The sequence below is a fragment of the Pseudomonas sp. PB120 genome, from assembly GCF_009761815.1.
In the GTDB taxonomy this organism is placed as follows: Bacteria; Pseudomonadota; Gammaproteobacteria; order Pseudomonadales; family Pseudomonadaceae; genus Aquipseudomonas.
Map to the genome: position 1 here is coordinate 23394 of NZ_RWIN01000153.1, position 11738 is coordinate 35131.

At 60.7% G+C, this 11738-nt stretch carries 13 protein-coding genes and 1 pseudogene; 6 read left to right on the plus strand and 8 right to left on the minus strand.

Annotation, left to right across the window (positions count from 1 at the left end; translation table 11 throughout):
* Nucleotides 1-213: 213 nt before the first annotated feature.
* The 3 genes from EJA72_RS28075 (at nt 214) to EJA72_RS28085 (ending at nt 2133) form a co-directional block, all read left to right on the plus strand.
* Entirely contained in the window at nt 214-837 is a 624-nt protein-coding gene (locus tag EJA72_RS28075) for a TetR/AcrR family transcriptional regulator (protein ID WP_157715123.1), read from the plus strand.
* 11 nt (nt 838-848) lie between these two features.
* A complete protein-coding gene (mug, locus tag EJA72_RS28080; protein WP_157715124.1) occupies nt 849-1397 on the plus strand; it encodes a G/U mismatch-specific DNA glycosylase in 549 nt (182 codons plus the stop codon).
* An 82-nt stretch (nt 1398-1479) separates the two neighbouring features.
* Nucleotides 1480-2133, plus strand: a complete 654-nt coding sequence (locus tag EJA72_RS28085) for a peroxiredoxin (protein WP_157715125.1) — start codon at nt 1480-1482, stop codon at nt 2131-2133.
* Nucleotides 2134-2182: 49 nt separating this feature from the next.
* Here the strand turns inward: EJA72_RS28085 and yghX are convergent, their stop codons facing one another.
* Nucleotides 2183-3070, minus strand: a complete 888-nt coding sequence (yghX, locus tag EJA72_RS28090) for a YghX family hydrolase (protein WP_157715126.1) — start codon at nt 3068-3070, stop codon at nt 2183-2185.
* A gap of 138 nt (nt 3071-3208) precedes the next feature.
* On the opposite strand from yghX, the gene EJA72_RS28095 reads away from it, so the two are divergent.
* On the plus strand, nt 3209-3535 hold the full coding sequence (locus EJA72_RS28095; RefSeq protein WP_157715127.1) for a helix-turn-helix transcriptional regulator: 327 nt from the start codon (nt 3209-3211) through the stop codon (nt 3533-3535).
* Nucleotides 3525-4838, plus strand: a complete 1314-nt coding sequence (locus EJA72_RS28100; RefSeq protein WP_157715128.1) for a type II toxin-antitoxin system HipA family toxin — start codon at nt 3525-3527, stop codon at nt 4836-4838. The genes EJA72_RS28095 and EJA72_RS28100 overlap by 11 nt, the downstream gene beginning before the upstream one ends.
* 32 nt (nt 4839-4870) lie before the next feature.
* Here EJA72_RS28100 and EJA72_RS28105 read toward each other — a convergent pair whose 3' ends face one another.
* The 5 genes from EJA72_RS28105 to EJA72_RS28125 form a co-directional block, all read right to left on the minus strand.
* Complete coding sequence (locus EJA72_RS28105; RefSeq protein ID WP_157715129.1) at nt 4871-5275, minus strand: heme-binding protein; 405 nt, start codon at nt 5273-5275, stop codon at nt 4871-4873.
* Nucleotides 5272-6513, minus strand: a complete 1242-nt coding sequence (gene glcF / locus EJA72_RS28110; protein ID WP_157715130.1) for a glycolate oxidase subunit GlcF — start codon at nt 6511-6513, stop codon at nt 5272-5274. Before glcF ends, EJA72_RS28105 begins: the two co-directional genes overlap by 4 nt.
* 3 nt (nt 6514-6516) lie before the next feature.
* Nucleotides 6517-7581 (minus strand): glycolate oxidase subunit GlcE, encoded by a 1065-nt coding sequence (glcE, locus tag EJA72_RS28115; protein ID WP_157715131.1) that lies wholly within the window; start codon nt 7579-7581, stop codon nt 6517-6519.
* Nucleotides 7581-9080: a glycolate oxidase subunit GlcD gene (gene glcD / locus EJA72_RS28120; RefSeq protein WP_157715132.1), complete on the minus strand. Its 1500-nt coding sequence runs from the start codon at nt 9078-9080 to the stop codon at nt 7581-7583. Before glcD ends, glcE begins: the two co-directional genes overlap by 1 nt.
* Before the next feature lie 182 nt (nt 9081-9262).
* A complete protein-coding gene (locus EJA72_RS28125) occupies nt 9263-11026 on the minus strand; it encodes an L-lactate permease (RefSeq protein ID WP_157715133.1) in 1764 nt (587 codons plus the stop codon).
* A gap of 194 nt (nt 11027-11220) precedes the next feature.
* On the opposite strand from EJA72_RS28125, the gene EJA72_RS28130 reads away from it, so the two are divergent.
* Complete coding sequence (locus EJA72_RS28130; RefSeq protein ID WP_157715134.1) at nt 11221-11457, plus strand: hypothetical protein; 237 nt, start codon at nt 11221-11223, stop codon at nt 11455-11457.
* A gap of 10 nt (nt 11458-11467) precedes the next feature.
* Here EJA72_RS28130 and EJA72_RS29560 read toward each other — a convergent pair.
* Both EJA72_RS29560 and EJA72_RS28135 read right to left on the minus strand, forming a co-directional pair.
* Nucleotides 11468-11545: pseudogene (locus EJA72_RS29560) on the minus strand (outer membrane lipoprotein carrier protein LolA); the annotation flags it as partial.
* 50 nt (nt 11546-11595) lie between these two features.
* The coding region (locus EJA72_RS28135; protein ID WP_157709690.1) for an aldehyde dehydrogenase family protein at nt 11596-11738 on the minus strand (143 nt) is incomplete at its 5' end.

Below are 11738 nucleotides of genomic sequence, written 5' to 3' on the forward strand. Positions count from 1 at the left end.
CGGGCCGGTGGCCCTGACGTCAATAGTTGCTGTGAGAAATCAAGCCCGAGCGCGGGCAGGAGGATCGCTCCGCCGCACCTGTTTCGTCGCCGCAACACTCAGTTCGAGCTCCGCTTCAACAAACCGTAAATCAAGGAATTTCTGGTTCCCTAATTTTGTGCGATGGTGTAAGAATATCCCTGCATTCACCTTCCATCAAGGAATTTGTACGACATGGCACAAAATAAAACCACCGAGGGTAAAGGCCGCGGCCGCCCTCGCGCCTACGACCCCCAGACCGCCCTGCAGCGAGCACTGGGCGTGTTCTGGAACACCGGCTATTCCGGCGCATCGCTGGACAGCATCGCCACCGCGGCCGGAATGAATCGCCCAAGCCTCTATGCCGCCTTCGGCGACAAGCACGCGCTCTACATCAAGGCGCTGGAGCATTATTGGGAATCTGCGGCGGCGGACATGCACGCGGCACTGACGGACACCGACCTGACCCTCCGCGAGGCGTTGCTGCGTTTCTACGAAGGGCAGTTGTCGATCTACTTCTCGGGCGAAGGCCAGCCGCGTGGCTGCTTTGCAATTGGTACGGCGACGACCGAAGCCGTTGAGGACCCGGAAATTCGGGAGGTGCTGTCAGACCGACTCAGCCGGCTCGATGCCGATCTTGAAGCGCGTCTGCGATTGGCCATCGATTCCGGCGAGTTGAAAAGCGATGTCGACGCGGCTTCCCTGGCCGTCCTCGCGTCATCCCTGCTGCACAGCATTTCGATTCGCGCGCGTGCGGGTAAATCCCGGGCCGAATTGACGGAACTTGCCCGCAACGCGGTCGACGTGATCTGCGGCTGAGAGGTTTCAAGATGGGCGAAACACTCGAAGATATTCTCGCCGAGCACCTCGAGGTGATTTTCTGCGGGATCAACCCGGGCATGATGGCCGCCGCCCAGGGCCATCATTTTGCGGGCCGGGGCAATCGTTTCTGGCGCACGCTGCACCTTGCCGGTTTCACCCCGACGGAGGTGCGGCCGGAAAACGACCGGACGATCCTGGACTATCAGTGCGGACTAACCGCTGTGGTCGAGCGACCGACGGCGCGAGCAGACCAGCTGTCGCTCAAGGAATTCACCGCTGCCGCCACGGAATTCGAACGAAAAATCGCCCGCCATGCACCGCGCTACGTGGCGTTTCTCGGCAAAGCGGCGTATTGCGCGTTATCCGGCCAGAGAGACGTGCCGTGGGGGCTTCAGCCGAAGGCCTTCGGCCATGCCTCGGTGTGGGTCCTGCCCAACCCCAGCGGGCGAAATCGCGGATTCAGCCAGGATCAACTCGTGACCGCCTACCGCGAACTCCATGAGCACACACGCCGTGCAGTCGTTTCCCGGCCTTTTTCGGAGGCTCTCCTATACTGATTCGCGCAGATACAGCGTGCCGTTGGAAAGGGCCATTCGCCTTTTGACGGCGTCCCTATCAGTCACTCAAAGGAGATCGAACATGACCATTCGAATTGGCGATGAAGCGCCGGATTTCACCGCCGAAAGCACTGAAGGCCCGATTCATTTTCACCAGTGGATCGGCGACAAGTGGGCCATCCTGTTCTCGCATCCAAAGGATTTCACACCGGTATGCACCACTGAACTGGGCTACATGGCCGGGCTCAAGCCCGAGTTCGACAAACGCAATACCAAAATCGTCGGGCTCAGCATCGACCCGGTCAGCGATCACCATGCCTGGCTCGGTGACATCGAGGAAACCCAGGGGCATGCCGTCAATTACCCCATGATCGGCGACGATAACCTGGTAGTCGCCAAGCTTTACGACATGATCCACCCGAATGCCAGCGGCGGTACGCGCACCGCCGTCGACAACGCCACGGTGCGTTCGGTGTTCATCATCGGCCCGGACAAAAAGGTCAAGGCGATGTTGATCTATCCCATGAGCGCCGGGCGCAATTTCGATGAAGTCCTGCGCCTGCTCGACTCGCTGCAATTGAACGCCAAGCACACCGTCGCCACCCCGGTGAACTGGCGCCCGGGCGACGACGTCATCATTCCCACCTCGGTGTCTGACGAGGACGCGAAGAAGAAATACCCGCAAGGCTTCAAAACGCTGAAACCCTATCTGCGCACCGTGGCGCAGCCAAAGTAATCCAGCAATGGCAACGGTCACCCTGAAGCGAGCGCGACAGGGTGACCGACTAAACCAGGTAACGCCGGAACCACCCCAGCGTCCGATCCCAGGCCAGCTTGGCAGCCGCCTCATCGTAGCGAGGCGTCGAGTCGTTATGGAACCCGTGGTTGGCGCCGGGGTAGACGTAGCCTTCATAGGTCTTGCCTGACGCTTTCAACGCTTGCTCATAAGCGGGCCAGCCTTCGGTAATACGTGTGTCCAGCTCGCCGTAGTGCAGCATGATCGGCGCCTTGATCCGGGGGACATCCTTGGCCTCGGGCTGTCGGCCATAAAACGACACCGCGGCGCCCAACTCCGGATAGGCGACCGCTGCCGCGTTAGTGACGCCACCGCCGTAGCAAAACCCGGTGATGCCGACTTTTCCGGTGGTCGCGTCGTGTTTCATCAGCCACTCGATGGCAGCAAAAAAATCATTCATGAGCTTTTCAGGATCGACCGTCAGTTGCAGTTCCCGGCCTTTGTCGTCATTGCCCGGATAACCGCCGACCGACGTCAGGCCATCGGGGGCGAGGGCGATAAAACCAGCCTTGGCCAGACGCCGGGCGACGTCCTCGATATACGGGTTGAGCCCGCGATTTTCATGCACCACCACCACGGCCGCCACTCTGCCGGTGGCTTTCGCCGGACGCACCAGATAACCACGCACCTGCCCGTTGCCCTTGGGAGAAGGGTAGGTGATGTACTCGGGAAGGATGTCCGGGTCGGTGAATTCCACTTGCTCGGCCAGCGCATAGTTCGGGCTCAGCGCGGCCAGCAGCGCATTGGCCGTCAAACCACCGAACGCGAACAACGCCGCCCGATCGAGAAATTCCCGCCGGTTGATCTTGCCGTGGGCGTAGTAGTCGTAGAGTTCCAGCAGTTGCGGGGAAAAGTCTTTCGCGGTGAGGCGAGGCATGTGGGCGTTTCCTGTTTTGGCAGTAAGTTGGCTATATATGGTTCACAAAGGTATTTCGTGGTCTATATAAAGGTATTTATATTGCCGGTTAACGCTTCGGCTGCTAGATTCTCAGCATAGTCTGAAGAGAGCCTGGACATGGCTAAACGTACCTACTCTCCCTACACCCTCAAGGCACTTGAGGTTCTGGGGAAAATGATCCAGCTCAAACGGAAAGAGACTGGCCTGACGCTGCAGGAATTGGCTGATCGCGCCGGTGTTTCCCGGGGGCTCATACAACGCCTCGAGAAATGTGAGCCTGTCTGCGAAATTGGCGTGGCGTTCGAGGTTGCTCATCTTCTAGGAATCGAATTGTTTGAATCGCCCATGGGCCAAAACACCTTGATCAGTAGCCTTACGGACAAGATCGCTTTACTGCCAGCCTCTGTCCGCGATTCGAAGAAGGAGGTGAGCAATGCCTTCTGAAGATCGCGTTTGCTATGTATGGGCCTGGCTGCCAGGGAACACCGAGCCTGTTGTAGCCGGCAGATTGGTGAGGCAACGCAATGACCGGTTTGCCTTTCTTTACGGTCAAAGTTATCTGAAAAATCCGAATGCCATCCCCCTGAACAACCTTGAGCTGCCACTGGGGACGGACATTATCGAACCGCCTGCAGGGTTGAAAATTGCCAGCGGGATACGTGATGCATCTCCCGATGCCTGGGGACGGCGCGTCATCATTAACCGCCTTCACGGGAAAGCAGGTCTGGCGGCTTACGATCAGGATCTGGATGAACAGACGTATATGCTCGAATCCGGCTCTGACCGGATTGGCGGCCTGGATTTTCAACTCTCGCCTACCGAATACATCTCTCGCAGCAACGATAACGCCACGCTTGAAGAGCTGCTCAATGCCGCTGAGTTGGTCGAAAAGGGAATCCCGCTGACTTCTGAACTCGATCAAGCGCTGCGTCACGGGTCTTCTATCGGTGGGGCCCGGCCCAAAGCCCTTATCAAAACAGATGACGTGAAGTACGTGGCCAAGTTTTCCGCGTCAAACGATACCGTCAGCGTCGTCAAATCCGAGTTCATCATGATGCGGCTGGCGAGCCTGATCGGGCTTGAGGTCGCGCCGGTGAAGCTTGAACAGGTATTGGGCAAGGACGTGCTGCTGATCGAGCGTTTTGATCGCGTCAAGCAACCAGCGGGTTGGGCCAGGCGGATCATGGTGTCTGCACTGACGCTTCTTGAGCTGGATGAAATGATGGCCCGTTACACAAGCTATGAAGACCTCACGCATGTCATGAGGAAGTATTTTCGCGACCCCAAGCGAGATCTGCACGAGCTGTTCTCGCGGCTCGTGTTCAACATTCTCTGTGGAAACACGGATGATCATGCGCGCAACCACGCCGCATTTTTCGACGGTAAAGCCTATCGCTTGACGCCTGCCTACGACATTTGCCCGCAGAATCGCTCCGGAAACGTAGCGAGCCAGGGCATGCTCATCATGGGGGAAGCGAACCAGAGCCAGATCGCATTGTGCCTGGAGGCCGCGCATTTATTCTTGCTGGATCACGGTCAGGCCAAGAGCATTGTTTTGAAGCAAATCGAAGGTATCAGGGCTTTTTGGGACACCGTGTGTCAGGCGTCCGGTATCAGCCTGGTTGATCGAAATGTGCTGGCCACGCGGCAGGTCCTGAACGCTTTTGCATTCGAGAACCTGAAAGACGAAGACCGGGACATCCAGGCCTTTGCTGAGGACGTGAGGCGTGTGTTGCCAGGACAGTAGCCAGCGCGGCTGTGTGACTCACCTCGCCCCATTCACCCCCCCAAACACTCCGCCCCAGCCTTCGCCACCTGCGCATCCTGCCCGGATTTCACCCCGGACACGCCCACCGCGCCGATCACCTGGCCGTCGACGATGATCGGCACGCCGCCTTCCAGCGACGTGAGCAACGGCGCTGACAGAAACGCGAAGCGTCCGCCGTTGACCATCTCTTCATAGCCTTTGGACTCACGCCGCCCCAGTGCGGAGGTTCGCGCTTTTTCGGTGGCGATGTAGGCGCTGGACGCCGCACAACCGTCCAGGCGTTCGAGGGCCAGGGGATGGCCGCCGTCGTCTACAACCACAATAGTCACGGCCCATTGATTGGTTTGCGCCTCGGTGCGTGCGGCCGCGAGAATCTGGCTGACTTCGGTCTGGGTCAGCACGGCTTTGGTTTTCATGGGGTTTCTCCAGTGGTCGGTGAGGGCAATGCGGCTTCGACCAGTTCGATCCAGTGCCGGACCGGGGTTCGGCCCGCGCCGTCGAGGTGGGACTGGCAGCCGATATTGGCAGTGACGATGATGTCGGGATGGCCGCTTTCCAGGGCATTGAGCTTGTTGTCCCGCAGTTGTCGGGCCAGTTCAGGCTGGGTCAACGAATAGGTGCCCGCCGAGCCGCAGCACAGGTGCGCGTCGGGAACGGCGGTGAGGTTGAAACCCAGGCTCGTGAGAATCGCCTCGACCGCGCCCCCGAGTTTCTGCGCGTGTTGCAAGGTGCACGGGCAATGGAACGCCAGGCGCTGGCAACTTTGTATGCCGAGCCTTTCCAGCGGCTCGTCGCGCAGCACTTCAACCAGATCCTTCGTCAGCGCACTGACTGTTTTGGCTTTGTCCGCGTAGGCCGGATCGGCACTGAGCAGGTGACCGTAATCCTTGATGAACGCACCGCAACCGCTGGCGGTTTGCACGATGGCCTCTGCACCTTTTTCAATGGCCGGCCACCACGCATCAATGTTGCGGCGGGCGCGATCGAGGCCGGCGGCTTGAGCGTCCAGATGGTAATCCACGGCGCCGCAACAACCGGCCTCGCGAACCGCAACGACGCTGATCCCCAGCCGATCGAGGACGCGCGCAGCGGCGGCATTGGTGTTGGGTGACAAGCTCGGCTGCACGCATCCTTCAAGCATCAGCACCTGTCGGGCGTGCCGGGCAACGGGACGCGGCTTTGCCGGGTACACGGTGCGCGGCAATTTGATTTTCAGGGTGTCGGGCAACAACGCACGGAACACCCGGCCGCTGCCCACCAGTCCCTTGAACAATTCCGGGTTGGGCACAACCGCTCGTAACCCCTCGCGCAACAGGCGCTGACCCAGCGGGCGCGGCACCGCGGCATCGACCACCGCCCGGCCGATATCCAGCAAATTGTGGTAATCCACACCAGAGGGGCAGGTGGTTTCGCAATTGCGGCAAGACAGGCAGCGATCAAGATGCTGCTGGGTTTTCTCCGTGACCTCGTTGCCCTCCAGCACTTGCTTGATCAGGTAGATACGGCCCCGTGGCCCGTCCAGTTCGTCGCCCAGCAATTGATAGGTCGGGCAGGTGGCATTGCAGAACCCGCAGTGCACGCAGGTGCGCAAAATGCTTTCGGCTTCTGCGGCGCGAGGCAGCTGGCTGGCGCGTTCACTCAGGGTCGTCTGCATGGTTCAAAGCTCCGCGTACAGGCGACCGGGATTGAAAATGTGCCCGGGGTCGAGTTGCTGTTTCAGGTTCCGGTGGTACTGCATCAGTGCGGCCGGCAATGGTTGGAAGGGGCTGTCGATCAGGCCGTGGCTGTAGCAGGTCACATGCCCGCCGACCGCTTCGACCACCTGACGAATGAACCCCGCCTCAGCGTCAGACTTGAGCCAGCGCTGTGCGCCGCCCCAATCCATCAGTTGACGACCGGGCAGCGACAGTCGCGGTGTGTTGTGCGGGACGCTGAGCCGCCAAAGGGGCTGGCCTTCGTCGAAGAAACTCAATCGATGTTCGTTGAGATTGTCCCAATACACAGCGTCCAGTAACTCGCCACCCAGTCGGTCATGTGCCGCCGCCACAGAACCTTCGCCCCCTTCGAGCCGCAGGTGCAGCCGCTCGCCATCGTGACACGCGGCGCTGATTGGCAACGGCTGCTGGCCCCATTCCGCGAGGCGCAGCAATGCGCGATCACTGTCCATGTCCAGGCTGATGCTCAAGGCCTGGCGGGGTTTGGGCAGGACTTTGAGCGAGACTTCGGTGATCACCCCCAGGGCGCCATAACTGCCGGCCATCAAGCGCGACACGTCGTAGCCCGCGACGTTTTTCATTACCTCGCCGCCGAAACGCAGGTGCTTGCCGTGGCCGGTGATGACCCGGGTCCCGAGGACAAAATCGCGCACCGAGCCGGACCACGGCCGGCGAGGCCCGGACAGCCCGCAGGCAATCATGCCGCCAACGGTGGCGCTGTCGCCGAACGCGGGCGGTTCGCACGCCAGCATTTGATGCGCTTCATCCAGTGCGTCGCACAACTCTGCCAATGGCGTGCCGCAGCGTGCGGTGATGACCAGCTCGGTCGGGTCATAGCTGACGATGCCCCGGTGGGCGCGGGTGTCGAGTACTTCACCCGCCGTGATGCGGCCCAGGAACGCTTTGCTGTTGGAGCCCTGAATGCGCAGCGGCGTGGCATTCTGCAGCGCCTGATTGACTTGCTCCAGCAACGCGGCGCTGTCATCCATGTCCCATTCGCCGTGCATCAGAAGCGCTCCAGATCAGGGAAGGGCAGTTGCCCCCGATGCACATGCATCGCTCCGAATTCGGCGCAGCGGTGCAGGGTGGGAATGTTCTTCCCGGGGTTAAGCAGGCCGCTCGGGTCGAAGGCGGCTTTGACGGCATGAAACAAGGTCAGCTCGTCGCTGTTGAACTGCGCGCACATCTGATTGATTTTCTCGCGGCCCACCCCGTGCTCGCCGGTGATGCTGCCGCCGACCTTCACGCACAGCTCAAGGATCTTGCCGCCCAGCGCCTCGGCACGGTCGAGTTCGCCCGGTTGATTGGCGTCGAACAGAATCAGCGGATGCATATTGCCGTCGCCGGCATGGAAGACGTTGGCGACGCGCAGGCCGAACTCGGCCGACAACGCCGCGATGGCTTGCAGCACGCCAGGCAACTCGCGGCGCGGGATGGTCCCGTCCATGCAGTAGTAATCCGGGGAGAGGCGACCCACCGCCGGAAACGCATTCTTGCGCCCGGCCCAGAAACGCACCCGTTCGGCCTCATCCCTGGCCTGGCGGACTTCGGTGGCGCCGGCCCGCTCCAGTACCTGACGCACACGGTTGCAATCGTCGTGGACGTCGGCTTCAACGCCATCGAGCTCGCACAGCAGAATGGCCTCGGCGTCCACCGGATAGCCAGCGTGGATAAAGTCTTCAGCGGCGCGGATGGCCAGGTTATCCATCATTTCCAGGCCACCGGGAATGATCCCGGCGGCAATGATGTCACCGACGGCGGCGCCGGCCTTTTCAACCGAATCGAACGCCGCCAGCAGCACTTTGGCGGTCTGCGGTTTGGGCAGCAGTTTGACCGTGACTTCGGTGATCACCCCGAGCATGCCTTCGGAGCCGGTGAACAACGCCAGCAGGTCGAAACCGGGGGAGTCGAGCGCTTGTGAACCCAGGGTCAGGTATTCGCCCTCGACGGTCAGCAGGTCGACCTTGAGCAGGTTGTGCACGGTCAGGCCGTACTTCAGGCAATGCACGCCACCGGCGTTTTCCGCCACGTTGCCGCCGATGGAGCAGGCGATCTGCGAGGACGGGTCCGGCGCGTAATACAGGCCGAACGGTGCGGCGGCCTGGGAGATCGCCAGGTTACGCACGCCCGGCTGGACTCGCGCCGTGCGCGCGGCGGGGTCGATGTGCAGGATGTTGTTGAAGCGCGCCATCACCAGCAGCACGCCTTTTTCCAGCGGCAATGCCCCACCGGATAACCCGGTGCCAGCACCACGGGCGACGACCGGCACCTGCCGTTCATGGCACAGGCGTAGCACGCCTTGCACCTGCTCGATACGGCGCGGCAGCACCACCAGCATCGGCGTGGTGCGATAGGCGGAGAGCCCGTCGCACTCGTACGGCTTGAGTTCTTCGCGCTGATGCAGGACTTCCAGGTCCGGCCACTGCGCCTGCAAGTCCTGCAGCAACGCGGCTTTGTCCACGTCAGGCAACACACCGTCGACGCGCTCATCGTAGAGAATATTCATAGTCGCTTTACGATACTCCGTTCACGAAAGCCCGTAATGCTACGTGTAGGAGCGAGCTTGCTCGCGATGAACTCAAGAACGCCGCGTGTAACAGGACAAACGCGTTTTTCTTGACGACCATCGCGAGCAAGCTCGCTCCTACACAGAATTAGAGCAAAGGGCCTGATTAACAGCGTTGGCGGTCAATGCCCGCCCACCACCATATGACTGAACGGCGCCACATACGCCTGCAACGTCACCAGCCCGCCGACCAAAATCGCCAGGATGATCGAGTGGAAGAACACATAGCGCAGGATTTCCCCTTCATGGCCATACCAGCGCGTCGCGGTGGACGCGACCACGATTGATTGGGCATCAACCATCTTGCCCATGACCCCGCCGGAACTGTTGGCGGCGGCCATCAACACCGGGCTGATGCCCAACTGCTCGGAGGTGACCCGTTGCAAGCCGCCAAACAGCACGTTCGACGCGGTGTCCGAGCCGGTCAACGCCACGCCGAGCCAGCCCAGCAGGGTGCCGAACATGGGGTAGAAAATCCCCGTCGCCGCGAACGCCAGGCCCATCGTCGCGTCCAGGCCTGAATAGCGGGTGAGATAACCCAGGGCAAGCATGGCCGCAATGGTAATCAGTGAATAACGCACCACCCACAGCGTTCGCACATACTGGCGTACCAATTGCGGGATGGAGTAGCCCATCAGCAGGCCGCCAAGAATGGCTGAGAACAGGATGCCGCTGCCGGTCGCGGTGAACCAGGTGAACTTGTAGATCGCTTCCTCGGTTTTAGGCGCGGGCACCACGGGCGGCACCTTCTCGACTTGCAGGTGCAGGGTGGTGAAGGTCAGCGCCGGCGAGAAAATCGGGTTCGCTTCGCGCATCGGTTTGCCCTGAGGGTCGAGCTTGGCCGAGTGGGTCTGCGGATCGATGGCCGGGCGGGTATCGAACATATTCTTGAAGCCCTGGGTGCCCCAGGCGAAAACGAAAATCGTCAGGATGATCCACGGCATCCACGCCCGCATCACGGCTGGTTTGGCATCACCGGAAAACGTGGCGGTGGGGGTGGGTTTTTCGTCATGTTGTGCGTCGATCTTCGAGTTGTCGACACGTCCCGACAGGGCCGCAGAGGTGTGCACCGTGGCCGGTTTCCAGACCTTGAGAAATAGCGTGAGGCAGGCCATGGAAATCAGCGCCGCGATCACGTCCACCAGCATCGGGCCGTGGTAGTTGGACACGATGAACTGCGGCACGGCGAAGCTGACCCCGGCGACCAGGATGGCGGGCCAGATCTCCAGCATCTTGCGCCAGCCGGCGAAGGCCCAGATCAACCAGAACGGCACCAACACCGAGAAGAACGGCAATTGCCGGCCGACCATCATCGACAGTTCCATTTCGTCCAGCCCGGTCACCTTGGCCAGGGTAATGATCGGCGTGCCCAAGGCGCCAAATGCCACCGGCGCGGTGTTGGCGATCAGGGCCAACCCGGACGCGGCCAGCGGCGAGAAGCCCAGCCCGATCAGAATCGCCCCGGTCACCGCCACCGGTGTGCCGAAACCGGCGGCACCTTCGAAGAACGCGCCGAAGCAGAAGGCAATCAGCAGCAATTGCAGGCGTCGGTCGTCGGTAATGCGCGCCAAAGAATCTTGCAGGACCTTGAACGAGCCGTTCTCGGTGGTCAGTCGGTGCAGAAAAATGATGTTCAACACAATCCAGCCAATCGGCAGCAGCCCGTTGGCGGCGCCGAACAACGCCGCCGAGCCGGCCATGTTCGCCGGCATGCCAAACGCGAAGATCGCGATCAGCAATGCGGACGCGAGGGCGAGCAGGGCCGCCATGTGGGCCTTGATGTGGAAAAACGCCAGGGAGGCCAGCATCACCACGACCGGCACTGCCGCCATGATGGTTGAGAGCACCGGGTTACCGAACGGATCGTAGATTTGCTGCCAGACCATGTTCCACCTCTGCTTTTTATTGTTGGGAGTGCAGACCCCGTAGGGGAAGGTGGTTTGTAGTATAGGTGGCATTACGCCGCTGTCAGGGCAGGCCTGATTTGGTCTGAATGAACGCGGTTGGCAGGCGTCAGTGAGCTAACATGGCCAGTAGATATTTGCGTGACTCGGGTATCAACGACGGGAGGAATGCAGCAATGACTGAGCGCCATGAGGTCCATAAGGAGACGCTGTCCAACGGATGCAGGATCGAGGTCAAGGCCGAGATATTGAGGGATGGCTCGCTGGGGATGTTCATCGGCGTCTACGCGCCCGATGGGTCGGTCATTTCCGAGGACCGCCATCCGAGGCCGCACCTGCTGGACATGGAGGCGGCGCTGGATTGGGGGGTCGATATCGCGAAGGGCATCGGCAATAGCCAGAGAACACTCTGAAGCCTGCACCTGTAGGAGCGAGCCTGCTCGCGAAAAACCTAAGCGCACCGCGGGGTGTCAGGTGCCCCGCGTCATCGTTAACCTCCATCGCGAGCGTGCTCGCTCCTACAGGTACAGCGCTATGCCTGCGATGCTTTTTTAGTGCTTGAACATTACATGCCGAACCACGGTGTAGTCCTCCAATCCGTACATCGACATGTCTTTCCCGTAACCGGACAATTTCTGACCGCCATGGGGCATTTCGCTGACCAGCATGAAATGCGTGTTCACCCAGGTGCAGC